Genomic DNA, 17,634 nt, shown 5'->3' on the forward strand with positions numbered 1-17,634 from the left:
ATAAAGAATGAGACTTTTTTCTAAAACTGTTATAAATTTTGCATAGTGTTACTTTATGTAAATATATTAATATTTTTTATTAAACTCTACAGCTAGGTATTTGCAGTGCTTATCATTTATTTTTAAGTTACAGATTGTTTACTTAAATAAAAAACATAATAAGGACTTCAATTTTATTGCTGTATAATCCTTAAATCTTCAAATACAAAAGTAAACACAAAAGGTAACTAATGAAAAAACTATTCTTCGGTCTTACATTATTTATAATTATAATTATTGGTGCAATTTATGGTGTACTATTTACAAGTCCTGGAAACTCTTACGTAGCTTCTATAATAGAAACTAAAGTAAATGAAGGACAAAAAGATGTAAACATGAAAGTTAATGATTTTAAATTAACTATGAGTGATATTTTATTTAAAGCAACACTTGATGAAAATTCAGTGATAAATATAGAGGGAAAATTAAATATTTTTGCTAAAAGTGTAGATTTAAAATATGATATAAATGTAAAAGACTTATCAAAACTTCAAAATATAACTAAACAAAAACTAAATGGCTCTTTTTCTACAAAAGGTTCAATTGTAGGTGATCAAGAGAAAGCTTCAATTAGTGGAGATAGTTTAGTAGCTTCTAGTAAAACAGCATATAAAGTTCAACTTGTGAACTTTAAACCTATAAATATCTTTTTCAATATGAAGCAAGCAAAACTTCAAGAGCTTTTATATATGGTAAATCAACCAATTTACGCAAAAGGTTTACTTGATGTAAATGTAAATGTTAACAATGCTGAAATACCAACTTTAGACGGAGTTATTCATACTTCAATCACAAATGGTGTTTTAAATGCTAAAGCTATTAATAAAGAGCTAAAAGAGGATAAACTTCCAATTATCTTTGAAGCAAAAACTACTACAAATCTGATTCCAAATAATGCAAATACAAAAGTTGATTTTGATAGTTCGATAGCTAAGTTAAATATAAAAGATGCAAATATTAATCTAAATACTATGGTAATCAACAGTGATTATTCTTTATTTGTTAAAAATTTATCAAAATTAGAAGCTTTAATCAATCAAAAATTAAATGGTTCATTTTCTACAAAAGGAGATGTTTTAATTGAAGATAAAAATATCACTTTAAAAGGTAGTAGTGATATTTTTAGTAGTGAAACTATTTATGATCTTAAAGTTGAAGATTCAAAACCAAAATCAGCTAATATTCTTATTAGTAATGCGAAAATTGAATCAATACTTAATTTAGTAAATCAACCAAAATATGCAACTGGTATACTTGATATTGTTGCAAAAGTGGATAATGCAAATATTGAAGATTTAGCTGGAACTATTACTACTAAAATCTCTAATGGATTAGTAAATAATCCAATTGTAAATAAACAATTCAATCAAAAATTAAAAGAAAATCTTAATTTCACAGCTGATATTACAACAAATTTAGAAGATACTAGAGCTATCTCTCTTGTAAATGTTGATACTAGTATGGCTAATTTGGATATGAAAAAAGCTGTATTTAATGTAAAAGATACAAGTTTTATAAGTGATTATAGTTTACTTGCTAGTGATTTATCAAAACTTTTTGATGTAACTCAACAAAAAATGAGAGGTTCATTAAAAGTTGATGGTAATATCAAACAAGAAAAAGAAAATCTTAGTGTAGATGGTATCACTTCATTGTTTGGTGGAGATATAAAATTTAATTTATTAAATGATGATTTCAAAGCAAATATCAAAGATGTTGAAGTAAAACAGTTAACTCACATGTTATATTATCCAGAGATTTTTCAATCAAAATCAAATATCGATCTAGATTATAATTTGGCTTCAAAAGTTGGAAAAGTATATGGTGATTTATTAAATGGTCAATTTATAGAAAATGAGTTTTCAAATATTATTAATACATTTGCAAAATTTGATATTACAAAAGAGATTTATGAAAAAGTAGAATTAAAAAGTGATATAAATGATAATATCATAAATTCAGTAGTTGATATGAAAAGTAAAAATACTTCAATTGTAGTTCCAAGTAGTACAATTAATACGCAAAACAATACAGTTGTTGCCTTAATTCAATCTAAAATAAAAGATTATAGTTTTGATACTACTGTAAAAGGAAACTTATCTAATCCAAAAATATCAGTTGATACTAAAGCATTTTTAAAATCAGCAGCAGGTCAAAAAATAAAAGAGAAATACAAAGAAAAATTAGAGAAGAAGATTCAAGAGAAACTTGGAGATAAAATCAATCTTGATAAACTATTTAATAAAAATGAAACAAAACCAAAGATACAAAAAACTGTAAAAACAGCAAAAGTACAAAGAGTTGCTACAGACCAAGAGATAGCAAAAGCATTTAAAGAGATGTTTGGTCAAAACTAAGAGGCTATTTAGCCTCTGGTTTTTTTGTAAGTGTTAAAGATAGTCCTGCCCATGAAGCGATTCCTCCCCTGTACCACAAAATTTTTTCTTTTGGATAACCTATTTTAACCAATTGTTTAATTGCTCTTGGAGATTGCGCACACCAAGCTCCGTTACAAAAGAAAATTGCAGTTTTAGCATCTGAAAAATCATATTTGTTTTTTTCTAAAATTTTTACACCCAATAATTCATAAGCTCTTTCATATTCAAGTTCAAAATCTTCATCATATGTTAATTCATCATAAGGGATATTAACTGCACTTGGAATAGTTCCTGCTTGAAACCAATCATTTGTTCTGCTATCTACTAAAACGTATTTGTTTTTATCTTTTGAAGATCTGTTTTCAATAAAATCCAACACTTCTATTTCTGCTACTGTTTTTACACCATCAGTTAAAATAAGAGGCTGGATTATACCTTTTGTTACAATAAATGTTTTTTTACATATATTATCAATATTTTTTGAAGCTAGATTCCCCGATTGAAAGTTTTCTACATTGATTGCAATATCCATACATTTAGAATCAACTTCCCTTTGAATTACATAATCTTTTTTTACTCCATTAGTAAATTGGTGTGTTACTTTCACTCCTTTTAGGGGCAACATAATAGGATCAACTGCATAAGAATAGACTATAAAAGTTAAAATAAGAAGAATTGTTTTCATTTTTATCCTTTTTATTTAGAGTATATTTGAAAAATAATAAAATTTTTATATAATTTCATTATTATCTATAACATAAAAAATAAGAAAAGGAAATATAATGTTAAATAGAGTATTAGTAACAGGTGGAAATAAAGGTATAGGTTTAGAAGTAGTTAAAAAGTTTTTAGAAGTAGATTTTGAAGTTATAGCTGTTGCAAGAGATTTTTCAAATTTCCCATTAAAAGATAATCCAAAAGTAAAAACAATAGAGTATGATTTATCAAATATGGATGGTCTTAAAGATTTAGTAAAAGAGGTTGGAGAGATTGATGTTTTAGTTAACAACGCAGGTTATATGCAACCAAAATATACATATGACAATTATCCTTTAGAAGCAAAAGAACATATTATGAATGTGGATCTTTATGCACCCGTTGAACTTATGACACTATTTAGTGAAGGGATGAAAAAAAGAGGTTATGGAAAGATTGTAAATACAGCATCAATTGCAGGGCAAATTGGACATCCTGATATTTGGTATGGGATTGCAAAAGCTGGACTTATAAATGCTACTAAAATATTTGCAAAACTATTAGGTAGTCATGGAATTGTTGTAAATTGTATTGCTCCAAGTCCTGTTGAAACTGATATGCAAAAAGATAATTCAGAAGAGAGAAAAGCTGAATTTAAAAAAGCAGTACCTTGTGGTAGGTTCGCTGAACCTGAGGAAGCAGCAGAAGTGATTTTTTGGTTAGCTACAGATTGTCCTGAATATGTAAATGGAACTACTGTAGATTTTAACAACGCTTCATACGTAAGATAATCCTCCACTTTAGAGCAAAGTTTTTACTTTGCTCAAACCCCTATTTATTCTTTTTTACTTGACAATAAATTTTTTTTAATATATTATTTTAATAAAAACTAACCGAACGGTTAGTTAAAAAAGAATAAAATGAAAACAAAAGATTTAATATTAGATGTAGCAGCAAAAGAGTTTGCAAAAGTTGGATTTGATGCTTTAAGTATGAATAATTTGGTAAAAAAACTTGATATAAACAAAGCAACTATTTATTATCACTTTAAAGATAAAAGAAGTTTATATAACGAAGTTATAAAAAGCGAAATGACTAGAGGAAATAATAATATCAAAGCAATTTTTGACCAAAACAAGGATCCTAAAGAACTTTTTAAAGATTATATTGAGGCAATAGTTTTTAGTATAAAACAAAATCCGTATATAGTTTCACTGGCATTGAGAGAAAAAGCAAATTTTGGAGTAAATGTAGATGAAAGTTTTATTCCCCATCTTGATGAGGAAACTAGATATTTAGAAGATATAATCAAAAAATTGAACCTAAAAGAAAAATATAAAAGTATGGATAGTTATGCTGTTCATAGTTTTATTTACGGAACAATAGAAACTTTTTATACTATAAAAATGAGTAATTTACCTTTGGCAAATGACAATGAATTAAAACTAAATAGTGAAAAAACATTAAATTATATAGCTGAACTTTTGTCAAATATACTATTAGATGCAATAGTTGAAAAATAGGGGAACTAAATGAATAAAAATATATTAATTGTTTTTTTAATATCAGCAGCATTTTTTATAGGATGTAGCGATAAAAAAGAAGAAAAAATTGAAAAAGAGAAAATAAAAGTTGTAAAAATTTTAGACTTAAAAGATAGTAAAAATATTGTAAAGTCTTTTGAATATCCAGCTCAAATTGAAGCTTTTCAAGATACAAATATGGCTTTTGAAGTTGCAGGTAAGATTGTAAAGTTTTATTATAAAGAGGGAGAAAGAGTAGAAAAGGGCTCTGTTATTGCTAAACTTGATGATGAGATATATAAAGCAAACTACAACTCTGCAAAAGCAAATTATACTCAGGCTGAAATTGATTATAATAGATATAAAAAACTTTATGAACAAAACTTTATAGCAAAAGTAGATTTTGAGAAGCAAAAACAAAATCTTGATGTAACTAAGGCTGCATTACAAGTTGCTAAAAAAAATTTAGATGAGACTAAGTTAATAGCAGAATTTGATGGAGTTATGGCAAAAAAACTAGTAGATGATTTTGCTAGAGTAAAAGTAAAACAAGCTATTGTTCGTTTGCAAGATAACTCTTCATATAAAATTAAATTTTTTGTTCCTGAAAGTGATATTTTAAAGTTTAAAGGAAATTTATCACCTGATTATATTTCATCTCTAATCACTTTTTATGTAACTCTAGCAGAAAAAAGATATGAAGCAAAACTAATAGATATTTCTACAACAGCTGAAGAGGTTACAAGAACTTTTGAAGCAACATTACAAATGCCACACCAAAAAAATGCAACAATACTTCCAGGGATGACTGCACAAGTAGAAGCTTTAATTAAAAAATCAAAACAAAACAGAATATTTATACCTTATAAGTCAGTTTTTACAGATGAATCAAAAAATAGTTTTATTTGGCAAGTAAATAAAAACAACAGAGTTCAAAAACAAAAAATAATTGTAGGGGAAGTTTCAGGAGATTCTGTGGAGGTTTTAAGTAGTTTAGATGATGTTTCAAGAATAGTTATTTCAGGAGTTAGATTTTTAGAATCTAATGATGAAGTAAAAGAGTATGAAAAATTGGATAAATAAAATGGATTTTGCAAAATTTAGTATAAAAAATAAATTACTAATCTATATGCTCACAATTTTAGGTGTAGCCTATGGATTGTTTGTTTATGAAAAAATAGGAAAGCTTCAAGACCCTGAATTTACAATTAAAGATGCCTTGATTATTACAAATTATCCAGGAGCAACAGCTGTAGAGGTAGAAAAAGAGGTTTCAAATAGAATTGAAGAGACTATTCAAACCTTACCTTATGTAAAAAGAATAATTACAAAAAATAGTGCAGGACAATCTTTAATAATTGTACGGATGAAAGATAAATATAAATCAAAGGATCTTCAACAAATCTGGGATGAACTTAGGAAAAAAATAGGAGAAACCTATTTACCTCCAAGAGTAGATAGACCTTATATAAATGACGATTTTGGGGATGTTTATGGAATTATGTTATCAATTTATGGGGATGAATACTCTTATGAAGAATTAAAAGATTATGTAGACTTTTTGAAAAAAGAGTTAATATTGGTTGAGGGTGTTGGAAAAATTGATACATTTGGGGAACAACAAAGAGCTTTAATAATAGAAATAAATAAAGAAAAATTGGCTCAACTTGGAATTTCTAAGACGCAAATAATAAATGAATTGTATATAAAAAATTTAATACCAAATTTTGGTAGGATAAATGTTGGAACAGAGTTTATAAGAGTAAATGCAGATGGTTTTTCAAGTGTAAAAGAGTTAGAGAATATTATTATCAAAGGTGAGGCTAGTACTTCTCAAATATTTTTAAAAGATATTGCTAAAATCAAAGATTCATATGAAGAACCTAGTAGTGAACTTTTAAAATATGATGGTCATAATTCAATTGCAATAGGGATATCTACTGCAAAGGGTGGAAATGTTGTAAAAATGGGAGAATTAATTGACCAAAAGTTAAAAGAACTGGAAAAAGATAAACCTTTGGGTATCAAAATTGGTGTAATTTCCCATCAAGGTAAAGATGTAAAAAAATCAATTAATTCTTTTATAATAAATTTAATCCAAGCAGTAGGTATTGTAATTATAGTGTTACTACTTTTTATGGGTTTACGTTCAGGTTTGATAATAGGAACTGTTTTATTAGTAACTATTATTGTAAGTTTTATTTTTATGCCTATGCTTGGTATTTTACTTGAAAGGGTATCTTTAGGAGCTTTAATAATAGCTCTTGGGATGTTAGTTGATAATGCAATAGTTGTTGTAGATGGAATTTTAGTTCGTATAAATAGGGGAATGAATCCAAAAGAAGCAGCTTCTAAAGTTGTAAAACAAACAGCTTGGCCTTTACTTGGTGCAACTATTATTGCGATTTTAGCTTTTGGTGCAATTGGATTATCAGAAGATTCAACAGGGGAGTTTACTAGGTCTTTATTTTTTGTAGTGATGATATCTTTAGGTTTATCATGGGTTACTGCAATGACTTTAACTCCTATTTTAGCAGTGCAGTTTTTAAAACCACATAGAAAAAAAAGAGATAATCAACAATCATCTGAAGATGAATATAAATCTATAATCTATAGATTATATGGTAGTACTTTAAAGTTTGCATTAAACCATAGATTTTTGATTGTTTTAGTTGCTTTAATAATATTTGTATTATCTTTAATGAATTTCAAATATGTTAAACAAAGTTTTTTCCCTGATTCTTCAAGACCTCAAATTATTGTTGATTACTTTCTTCCTCAAGGCTCATCAATAGAAACTACAACAAAATATCTTGATAATCTAAATGAAGATATCTTAAATGTAAAAGGAGTTGAACATATCTCAACTTTTATAGGAAGTGGTAGTTTAAGATTTATCTTAACTTATGATCCAGAAAAGCCAAATCCTGCATTTGCACAGATGTTGATTGATGTAAAAGATTACACAAAATCTGAACAGATAATCAAAGAGATTGAAAACATAGCAAAAAATAGATATCCAGATTTAAATGTATATGGAAAAAAATTTATTTTAGGACCAGGTGATGGGGGAAAAGTCCAAGCAAAAATATTTGGAAAAGATTTAGATAAGATAAGATTTTATGAGCAAAAAGTTTATAAAATATTTGAGGAATCACCTTATTCAAAAGGTGTAAGAGGTGATTGGAGAAATAGAGTTAAAGTTTTAAAACCTGTAATCTCTTACGAAAAAGCAAATTTAAATGGAATAACAAAAGATAATATAGCTCAAGCAATTTTAGATACCTTTCAAGGAAGAAGAATAGGTGTCTATAGAGATGGTACAGAGCTTTTACCAATAATTTTAAGAGCACCAAAAACGGAAAGAGAAGATGTTAAAAATTTAGAAAATATACAAATTTTCTCCCCTGTAGCAAATAAAATGATACCTTTAAAACAACTAATTACATCATATAAAACAGTTTTTGAAGATGATATTATCTATAAATACAATAGAAAAAGAGCATTAACTATTCATGCTGATCCTATTGAAGGAAAACTTCCAAATGATTTACTTTTTGATATAAAAGATAAAGTTGATAATATTGATTTTGAAGATGGATATTATGTGCAATGGCATGGACAATATAAAAGTTCAAATGATGCTAAAAAACCAATTATTCAATCACTTCCTTTATTTTTTATTTTGATGGTTCTAATTATGGTTGCTTTATTTAATTCCCTTAAAAAAACACTTATTATTTGGTTAGCTGTACCTTTTGCTTTAATAGGGGTTGTTTTGGGACTTTTAATTATGGATTTACCTTTTGGATTTATGTCTTTACTTGGATTTTTGTCCCTTTCTGGTATGTTAATAAAAAATGCAATTGTTTTAATTGATGAAATAACTTTAGAAAATGAGATAAATAAATTACCTTTAAATGAAGCAATATATCATTCAGGGATAAATAGATTAAGAGCTGTATCTATGGCTGCACTGACAACAGCTCTTGGGATGATACCTCTTGTTAGTGATCCATTTTTTGCATCTATGGCAGTTGTTATTATTTTTGGATTGGTTGTAGCTACAATGCTTACAATGATTTTAGTTCCAGTATTTTATGCAATTTTTTATAAAGCAGAAAAATTAAACTAAGGAAAGATAACTCTTTCTTTAGTTTAGAATAGTAAATTTACCATTTACTCCTATTACTTCATACTTAAATCCATATCCATAATCCACATCAGTATTTATTGTTCCTATAACTTTTACTTTATCTCCAATAGAAACTTTTTCATCTTCATTAGTAGATCTAAATATTACAGCATCTTTTCCATTATATATTTTTACCCAAGTATTTCCCATAACTTTATTTGAAACTTGAAGTACATCACCTTCAATCTCAACATTTTTATTTTTATATTTCTCTTTGTTTGTAAATAGATCAGAAATATTAGTTTTAATAGCTTCACTATTTGATACTATAATACCTTCATTAAATTTTGGATTTGGTTTTAATTCATTTGATTGTTTTTTCTTTATCATATTACCATGTATATTATGGATATTATCACTACCTGATACACCTTTTTTAGGTATTTGTGCAAATAAAATTTTATCAAATGTTTTATCTAATGCTTTACTTTTAAACTCTTTCATCCAAACTTGTTCATGAATAGTTATTGTTTGACCAACCTTTACATTTGATTTACTAATTGCTGCCCAATAAGTATCATTGTTCTCTTCTACTTTTATATAAGTGTAAGCTCCAGCATTTTTTGTTTCCAATATTTTTACAGTATGTGGTTCATTTAATGCAAATAATGAACTTGTAAAAAATAAGACACCTAAACAATAAATTGTTAATTTTCCAATCATATTTAACCTTTCTATGAATATTTATTCATAATAATATCATTTTTATGAAAGGATAAAATTGACCTAGGTTAAGTTTTTCTTTTTTTAAATATTTTTATATTGTTTAGAATTTTAACTGCAAAAATTGTCAATGCTGTACCAATTATAATTGAGATACTAATCTCTTCTTTTAAAAATACTGCACTTAAAATTATTGCTGCAAAAGGAACAAAGAAGATAAAACTACTAACCTCTCTTGCACCTAGCTTTTCAATACCTAAAAAATAAATTGTATTGGCAAAAGTTGAAGCGATTATACTTAATACAAATATATTTATATAAAAAATCTTATCAAATTTAGAGTAATCAATCTCACTTATATCAACAAAAAATATTATATTTAAAACAGAAGTTACAACATACAAATAAAAAGTAAATACTATTGGAGATATTTTAGTTGATTTAGAACTTAAAATTGTAACTATAGGCCAAAAAATAGAAGCAAGTATAAAATACATATTATGAACAGTAAATATCTCTTCTAGATTAAAACTCCATACATTTAACATAGTCATTACCCCAATTGCACCAATAAACAATGCTATTGCATCTTTTTTTTCTATTTTTCTATTTCCAAATAATGCTAATATTAAAAAAGTATTTATAGGTATTAAAGTTGTTACAAAAGCACCACCTAAACTAGCAGTTCCATATTTAGTTCCAAGAAAAAAGTATTTCATATATGATATAAAAACAATTGCTGTAATAATTACCAGTAATAAACTTTTTAAATCAATTTTAAAAGATTTTTTTAGTACTAAAATAATTGGTATCATCGTAATAGCAGTTATAAAAAATCTTAAAAACATAGTTTCAAACTCATTTATATATGAACTTAAAACTTTAACATTTACCCAAGATGCTCCCCATCCAACCATTGCAAGGAATAATAAGAAATAGAATATATTTTTATTTGATTCAGTCATAATAACTCTTTTTTATTGGAAATATAACAAAGAATTAGTTTTTTGTATAGAATAAAATTGCTACAGTTTGGTATTAAAAATATTATTATTTAAAGTTTTAGGTGAATATCCATAAACTCTTTTGAAACTTCTATTAAAGTGAGATTGATCGCTAAACCCAGTATGGTATGCTATCTCATTTAGATTTATTCCCTTTGAGATAAGCTCTTTACCTTTTTCTACTCTTTTTATTAGAATATATTGATGGGGTGTTAGGCCAGTAGTATTTTTAAATGTTCTTAAAAAATGGTATTTACTTAGATTTGTAACTAATGCTAAGTCATCAAGTGAAATATTTGTTTCTAAAGAATCTTGTATAAATTCGATTGAGTTTTTTATAATAGGTTTATTATTAAATATTGGCTCATAAGTTTTTGTTTTATGGGTATAGTTTTTTATCAAATATGAAAGTGCTGTTATAAGACTTGTTTCTGTTTCCATCTTATCACTATTTGAATATGTATTGATAAAAAATTGTCTTAATAGATTACACAAAACAATATCATCTATTGTATGCTCAGTAAAAATAGGGCTCTTTTTCTCAAAAAAAACTTGTTCATATATTTGGCTTACTAATTCTATACTTGGATAAAAATTTGTATATTTCCAAGAGTTTGAGTCTCCACCATGAACCTCTCCTGGGTTAATCACTTTTGTTGAGTTTTTATATAAATAAAAAGTTTTTTTCTCATGTAAAGACTTAAACTCTCCATCATGGGTTATACCAATAGTGTAAGTATCGTGGAAGTGCTTTGTAAATTGGTCATTTGTTTTTTTTACATGTTCAAAGATTGTTTTATCAAAAGTTTGTAGTTTATTCATAAGATATTATATCTAAAAGGTAAATATAAAAATAGAACAAAATTGCTCTATTTCTATACTTTTTTTATGCTAAGTAATAATATTACTCCAATTACAGCCGCTATGAAAGAGGCTGCAAATACTGCTAGTTTAACTGCTGCAATAATAGTTTCATCTACAAAAGCTAAGTGTGTAATAAAAATCGACATTGTAAAACCAATACCGGCAATAAAACCTACAGCTAAAATCTCACTCCATGAAAGTTCCTCTGGTTTTTCTACAATTTTTAGTTTAGTAGCAAGATAAGTTAGACCTAAAATACCAATAGGTTTTCCTATAACTAGACCCAAAACTACACCTAAAACGATCATTAGGTTTTGACTTACTCCTGAAAAATCTATAAGTACACCTGCATTTGAAAAAGCAAATAGTGGCATAATAAAAAATGCAGACAAGCCATGTAAATTGTGCTCTAATCTTATTAAAGGATTTTGCACTTTATCATAGTTGTATCCAATATTTTCCAAGGAATCAATTTGATGGTGATTGATAACTGGAATATCATCAATATGTGATTCAAAATCATCCAAATCTTTTCTTGTATCTGATATAAATTTTTTTTCATCAATTTTCGAATTAATAGGAATAGCAAAAGCTAATAATACACCTGCAATAGTTGCGTGGATACCAATTGCATGGATATATATCCATAATCCAATACCTAATATTAAATATGGAGTTAATTTTTTTACACCTTTGATATTCATTGCCCAAATTAAAGCATATATGATTCCTGCATGTAAAAAATATCCTGCATGAATCTCATTTGTATATACAGTTGCAACTACAAGTACAGCTCCTAAATCATCTACAACTGCAAGGGCAACTAAAAATAGTTTTAGTGCAGGGTTAACTCTAGTACCCATAAGCATCAATATACCTAAAGCAAAAGCAATATCTGTTGCCATTGGGATACCAAATCCATAAGGATTGTCTGTATTAAAACCTACATAAATTAAAGCAGGGACTAACATACCTCCTATTGCTGCAACTATTGGAAATGCTGCTTTTGAAACAGTTGAGAGTTCACCTATTAGCATTTCTCTTTTTATTTCAAGCCCTACCATTAAGAAAAATAGAGCCATTAATCCATCATCAATCCAATAAGTTAAACTCATTGAGATTTCATGACCACCAAGGTTTATGCCAAGTGGAAGGTGCCAAAGATCATAATAATCTTGTCCCCAAGATGAGTTTGCAACAATTACAGCAGCAACAGTTGCAATAAAAAGTATAATACCACTTAATGCTTCTTTATTAATAAATTTTTCTAAAGTAATTAACTTTTGAATCACTTTTATTTCTCCTGTTTGTTTAAACATTTAGGGCAAATTCCTTTTATAATAATATTATCGATCTCATATCCTTTTAAATCTACATCAATTTTTTCATGTATACACTCTATTTTAGAACACTCATTACAAATAAAATGGGAATGTTTAGTTTTAGCTATTTCATAATATCTTTTTTTGTCATTTGATTCAAAAGAACTAATTATTGATTCCTCTTCAAACTTAATTATATTTCTATAAAAAGTAGCTTTATCCATGCTAATATTGTCTTTAATATCTTCATAACATAAAGGTTTGTTTGAAGAGATTAGTATTTCAAGTATAGCTTTTCTTGCTGAGGTAAGTTTTATTGTTTTTGATATATTTTCTAAGTTCATAAAATATTATATCTTTATATTTTTAAAAAATAGTTTTATCCATTTTTTCTATAATTGCAATTCAGTTGCATTAAAGTTTTTATAGATTAGAATTCCAAAAATGCAACTTGATTGCAAAAAAGGATAAAAATGAAATTAATATTATTTATGTTGTTAAGTTTAAGTAGTATAGTTCTTGCAAAAGAAGTTACAGTATCTATACTTCCTCAAAAATATTTTGTAGATAAAATAGCAAAGGGTAAAGTTGATGTAAATGTAATGGTTAAACCAGGAGCTAGTCCTGCAACTTACGAACCTAAAACATCACAAATGAAACTTTTATCTAAATCTATTGCATATTTTTCAATTGGAGTTCCATTTGAAAAAGTGTGGTTAGAAAAATTTGAAAGTGCAAATAAAAATATGCTTATGGTTGATACTTCTGAAGGTATAAAAAAGCTTCCAATGGCGGCACATCACCATTATGAAGATGAAGAACATGCAGATGAACACCATGAACATGAAGAGCATGTAGATGAGCATCATGAACATGAAGAGCATGCAGATGAACATCATGACGAACATAAAGAGCATGCACATGAGGATTCTGGCTTAGACCCACATGTGTGGCTAGAACCAACTTTAGTAAAAATTCAGGCAAAAAATATTTATAACGCTTTAGTAAAAGTAGATTCAGAAAATAAAGAGTTCTATAAAAATAATTTAGATAAATTTTTAGCTGAGTTAGATACCTTAGATAAAAAAATTGAATCAATATTAGAAAATTATGAGCATAAAGCATTTATGGTATTTCACCCATCTTGGGGATATTTTTCAAAAAGATATGAATTAGAACAAATTTCAATTGAAATTGAAGGTAAAGAGCCAAAACCTGCACAACTTGTAGAGTTAGTTCAAGAAGCAAAAAAACATGATATAAAAATAGTTTTTGTAGCTCCTCAATTTTCTCAAAAAGGTGCTAAAACAATATCTAAGAGTATAAATGGTAATGTTGCTACAATCAATCCCTTAGCTGAAAAGTGGGACGAAAATTTAATAAAAGTAGCTGAAGAAATTGCAAAATCGTATAAATAAATATTTATTACTTATTCTAATATTTACGCACACTCTTTATGGGTGTGCACTTTGTACCATATATTCCCCTGAAACAAGAGTTGGTGTAACTTTAAATACAACACAAACAAAAATAAAAGAAGCTAAACTACTTTGGGTTTTGACTAAAGAGTTTACCCAACAGTTAGAAACTGTTTATGATGTTAATCAAAATAATTATTTAGATAAAGATGAGTTAATACCTGTTGAACAATCCCTGTTAGATTATATTGTTCCTAAAAATTATCTAACTCATATCTCTTATGACAAAGTTATAAATGAAGAAGAATCTAAACCTTTTAAAATAAAAGAGTATAAAACATTTATTAAAAATTCACTTTTACACTTTGAATATACAATTGAGTTAAATTATGACATAGTAAAAGATAATATTTTATTTATAAATGTAAATGATGATGAAAACTATTTTATTTTATTAATGGCAGAAAATAGTTTAAAAATTAATTCTCCCCTTAAAATTGATAAAGAAGTAAATAGGCAAAGTGTTGCATTTTATATCTCTTCTTCTGCTTCTAAAAAAGTTATAGATGAAAAGAAAGAAGCTAACACCCAAAATATAGAAGATAAAGAGAAATTATTAAAAAAAGAGAATGTTGAAGAAACTTTACTTTCTAAGTATACAAAAAAGTTAAAAGAGTATTTAATAAAAATAGAAAATGGTGATGATTTTGCCTTATTTACTTTACTTTTAATCTCATTTTTGTATGGAATAATTCATGCTTTAGGGCCTGGACATGGAAAGTCTCTTGCCTTTTCATATTTTATATCAAACAAAAGTTCATATACAAAAGCATTTTTTATATCACAAGCAAGTGCATTTATTCATATTATCGGTGCATTAATATTAGTAGTAGTTTCTGTGTTTATTTTAGAGTCTATATTAAACAATTTTGTAAATGATTCTGTTGAAATTTTAACTAAAGTATCTGCAGTTCTTATTATGATATTAGCTGTTTATATCCTATATAACAAATTTAATCATAAGTCTTGTTCTTGTAGTTCTTGCTCGAGTACTCAGTCTTCATGGAGTACACAAGCACCAAAAAGTAAAACAAGTTTAAAACCAAACTTTATGAAAAAAGATTTATATTTTGTATTAACAGCAGGGTTGATTCCTTGTCCCGGTACAGTAATATTATTCATCTATGCCTTTATATTAAAAACATATTTTGCTGTACTTTTAGCTTCTATTTTTATAAGTCTTGGAATGGGGCTTGTGATATTTATTTCATCATTTTTAGGAGTTAGCTTACAAAAGGTGTCATCTAAATCTCATGGAATAACTAACTTTTTAGAGATTGCATCACCTGTTGTTATGTTTGTTTTAGGGATATTATTATTTTTAAATGCTTCTATGGTTTAAGTGGAAAAGCCTAGAAGCTTTCCCACTCGTCATCGTCATTATTATTAGGTGTAATAGTATTACCTGTAGAAGGTTTAGATTCAGATACCTTTTTAGGTTCATTTTTAATAGGTTTAGAAATTTTAGTTTGAGAAACAACAGGCTTAGATGATGTATTGTTTTTATGAGAAGAAGCAGAGATATTATCTTTACCAATAAACTCTTTTTCATCAGCTTCTTTAACAATCTCATTTGCAATATCCTGAGTTTGTTCAGCAATATCTTTAGTTTCATTTGCAACAGCAGCATTTTGTTGAGTTTGTCTATCTAATAAATTAATAGCATCATTAATTTGAACAATACCAGATTGTTGCTCTTTACTAGCAACTTCAACATCAGAGATAAGCTCTAAAGTAGTGTTGATATTTTTGTTAAGTCCTACATAACCTTTAATCATAATATCAGCAATATTTTTACCATCATTAGCTTTAACTGTAGCACTTTCAACTAAATCCTTAATCTCTTTAGCAGCTTCTGCAGATCTACTTGCAAGGTTTCTAACCTCTTGTGCAACAACAGCAAAACCTTTACCAGCTTCACCAGCAGTAGCAGCTTCAACAGCTGCATTTAAAGATAGAATATTAGTTTGGAAAGCAATTTGGTCAATAACTGAAATAGCATCATTGATAGCAGTTACTTGTTCGTTTATACTATCCATTGCAGTAGTTGTTTGAGTTGCAAGTTTTTCACCCTCAGAAGATGATTTTTTAAGTTCATTTGCATTTTGAGCCATTTTTACTACATTCTCTGTATTATGTGAGATATTTGAGGTTATCTCTTCTAATGCTGCGGCTGTTTCTTCTAAACTTGCTGCTGCTTCATTTGAAGCACTGCTTAGCTTATCTACATTTGCTAAAAGAGTATAAGCACTATTTTGAAGAGTTAAACCATTTGTTTTATTATCAACCAACATCTCATTGATGATATTTGCTAATGTATTTAATCCTTCAGCAGTTTCACCTTTTGTGTTTTCAATTCTAAATGTGAAGTTTAGTTTTTGGTACTCATTTAATGCTTTTTTTATAGCATTTAAATCATCTGCAACTGTTTTTGAAATAGCAAATAACATATCATTAAAAATTGTTTTTAACTCTTCTAGGGATTGATTATGTGTTGATTTTTCAATTTTCTCTTTTATATTACCATCTTTTACCAATGCAACTACTCTTTTCACATCTTCAATTAATGCAAAATCTTGTTCTAGTAGTTGTTTTGTATTTTCAATATTTTTATTTACAACAGTAGCAATTTTAGCTATTTCGTCATTTGAACTATCATCAAGTAGTTCTACAGTTGACTTTTCTTTATTTAAATATGAGAAAAATCCTAATAATCCATCTCTAAATTTTTCAATTGAATTATTAATATTTCTACCTAGTAAAACTGTGAATACAATACCAATAACAATGATTATAAGTGCAATTACAACAAAAGTAGTAAAAGAATTACTAATAAGTGATAAGGTATTGTTTTTATTTGCTTCAACCACATGATATGTTTCTTGTGTAAAAAAATCAATTAAATCTCTCATTGTTTCATAATCATTTATATAAACATTGAAGTAGTATTTTTTTGCATCTTCAATATTATTTTCATTTACTAAAGAAAGTAGCTTTTTAGTATGTGTTTGTACTTTTGAGTAAGAGTCATCAAAATCATTGAATTTTGATTTGTGTTCTGGCATCTCTTTATTCAAAAGTTTTTCAAATTTTTTAAATCTGTCAGCAACTTGTTGTAAATTGCTATTAACACTTTCTGTTAATTTCTCTATTTTTTTCTTATCTTCTACATTGAATATCTGAGACATCGCAATATTTGATTGATAAGAGTCTCTATCTGCTTCTAATAATACTGTTATACCTGCAAAATCTTTTTCTGTTACTTCATTGAAATTTGATTTTACATTATGTATATTGTACGAAATATAAATATTTGAAATAATTGATATTCCAATTAGTACTAAAAATGAAACTATTATTTTTTGTTTTATACCCATGATATACCCCTTTTATAAACCATATGTATATATTCTAGTTTTAATAAACTTAAATTAGTTTTAATTCCAACTGATAATTAAATAGCATATTTAAA

At 26.9% G+C, this 17,634-nt stretch carries 14 protein-coding genes; 7 read left to right on the forward strand and 7 right to left on the reverse strand.

Annotated features, from left to right (window positions below; translation table 11 throughout):
* The first annotated feature begins 230 nt into the window (after positions 1 to 230).
* The gene (locus ACKU3H_RS07655) at positions 231 to 2,396 is read left to right on the forward strand and encodes a hypothetical protein (protein WP_320036386.1); all 2,166 of its coding nucleotides are present in this window, start codon (positions 231 to 233) and stop codon (positions 2,394 to 2,396) included.
* A 4-nt stretch (positions 2,397 to 2,400) separates the two neighbouring features.
* Here the strand turns inward: ACKU3H_RS07655 and ACKU3H_RS07660 are convergent, their stop codons facing one another.
* On the reverse strand, positions 2,401 to 3,102 hold the full coding sequence (locus ACKU3H_RS07660) for a rhodanese-like domain-containing protein (RefSeq protein WP_320036387.1): 702 nt from the start codon (positions 3,100 to 3,102) through the stop codon (positions 2,401 to 2,403).
* Between the two features lie 97 nt (positions 3,103 to 3,199).
* Here ACKU3H_RS07660 and ACKU3H_RS07665 point away from each other — a divergent pair, with 97 nt between their 5' ends.
* The 4 genes from ACKU3H_RS07665 (at position 3,200) to ACKU3H_RS07680 (ending at position 8,771) form a co-directional block, all read left to right on the forward strand.
* Entirely contained in the window at positions 3,200 to 3,904 is a 705-nt protein-coding gene (locus ACKU3H_RS07665; RefSeq protein ID WP_320036388.1) for an SDR family oxidoreductase, read from the forward strand.
* Positions 3,905 to 4,033: 129 nt separating this feature from the next.
* The gene (locus ACKU3H_RS07670) at positions 4,034 to 4,636 is read left to right on the forward strand and encodes a TetR/AcrR family transcriptional regulator (protein ID WP_320036389.1); all 603 of its coding nucleotides are present in this window, start codon (positions 4,034 to 4,036) and stop codon (positions 4,634 to 4,636) included.
* Positions 4,637 to 4,645: 9 nt separating this feature from the next.
* Positions 4,646 to 5,719, forward strand: a complete 1,074-nt coding sequence (locus ACKU3H_RS07675; protein ID WP_320036390.1) for an efflux RND transporter periplasmic adaptor subunit — start codon at positions 4,646 to 4,648, stop codon at positions 5,717 to 5,719.
* A complete protein-coding gene (locus tag ACKU3H_RS07680) occupies positions 5,700 to 8,771 on the forward strand; it encodes an efflux RND transporter permease subunit (RefSeq protein WP_320036391.1) in 3,072 nt (1,023 codons plus the stop codon). The genes ACKU3H_RS07675 and ACKU3H_RS07680 overlap by 20 nt, the downstream gene beginning before the upstream one ends.
* Before the next feature lie 18 nt (positions 8,772 to 8,789).
* Here ACKU3H_RS07680 and ACKU3H_RS07685 read toward each other — a convergent pair whose 3' ends face one another.
* From ACKU3H_RS07685 to ACKU3H_RS07705, 5 genes are all read right to left on the reverse strand, one after another.
* Complete coding sequence (locus ACKU3H_RS07685; RefSeq protein ID WP_320036392.1) at positions 8,790 to 9,494, reverse strand: hypothetical protein; 705 nt, start codon at positions 9,492 to 9,494, stop codon at positions 8,790 to 8,792.
* A 68-nt stretch (positions 9,495 to 9,562) separates the two neighbouring features.
* The gene (locus ACKU3H_RS07690; protein ID WP_320036393.1) at positions 9,563 to 10,459 is read right to left on the reverse strand and encodes a DMT family transporter; all 897 of its coding nucleotides are present in this window, start codon (positions 10,457 to 10,459) and stop codon (positions 9,563 to 9,565) included.
* Positions 10,460 to 10,519: 60 nt separating this feature from the next.
* Positions 10,520 to 11,320 carry an AraC family transcriptional regulator gene (locus ACKU3H_RS07695; RefSeq protein WP_320036394.1) on the reverse strand — a complete coding sequence of 267 codons (801 nt, stop codon included), beginning with the start codon at positions 11,318 to 11,320 and terminating at the stop codon, positions 10,520 to 10,522.
* A gap of 53 nt (positions 11,321 to 11,373) precedes the next feature.
* Positions 11,374 to 12,681 (reverse strand): Na+/H+ antiporter NhaA, encoded by a 1,308-nt coding sequence (nhaA, locus tag ACKU3H_RS07700; protein WP_407933682.1) that lies wholly within the window; start codon positions 12,679 to 12,681, stop codon positions 11,374 to 11,376.
* On the reverse strand, positions 12,657 to 13,028 hold the full coding sequence (locus ACKU3H_RS07705; RefSeq protein WP_320036395.1) for a transcriptional repressor: 372 nt from the start codon (positions 13,026 to 13,028) through the stop codon (positions 12,657 to 12,659). Before ACKU3H_RS07705 ends, nhaA begins: the two co-directional genes overlap by 25 nt.
* 129 nt (positions 13,029 to 13,157) lie before the next feature.
* Here ACKU3H_RS07705 and ACKU3H_RS07710 point away from each other — a divergent pair, with 129 nt between their 5' ends.
* Positions 13,158 to 14,102 (forward strand): metal ABC transporter solute-binding protein, Zn/Mn family, encoded by a 945-nt coding sequence (locus ACKU3H_RS07710; protein ID WP_320036396.1) that lies wholly within the window; start codon positions 13,158 to 13,160, stop codon positions 14,100 to 14,102.
* A complete protein-coding gene (locus ACKU3H_RS07715) occupies positions 14,083 to 15,504 on the forward strand; it encodes a hypothetical protein (RefSeq protein WP_320036397.1) in 1,422 nt (473 codons plus the stop codon). The genes ACKU3H_RS07710 and ACKU3H_RS07715 overlap by 20 nt, the downstream gene beginning before the upstream one ends.
* 10 nt (positions 15,505 to 15,514) lie before the next feature.
* Here ACKU3H_RS07715 and ACKU3H_RS07720 read toward each other — a convergent pair whose 3' ends face one another.
* A complete protein-coding gene (locus ACKU3H_RS07720; protein ID WP_320036398.1) occupies positions 15,515 to 17,539 on the reverse strand; it encodes a methyl-accepting chemotaxis protein in 2,025 nt (674 codons plus the stop codon).
* Positions 17,540 to 17,634: the final 95 nt, after the last annotated feature.

Source organism: Halarcobacter sp., assembly GCF_963675975.1.
In the GTDB taxonomy this organism is placed as follows: Bacteria; Campylobacterota; Campylobacteria; order Campylobacterales; family Arcobacteraceae; genus Halarcobacter.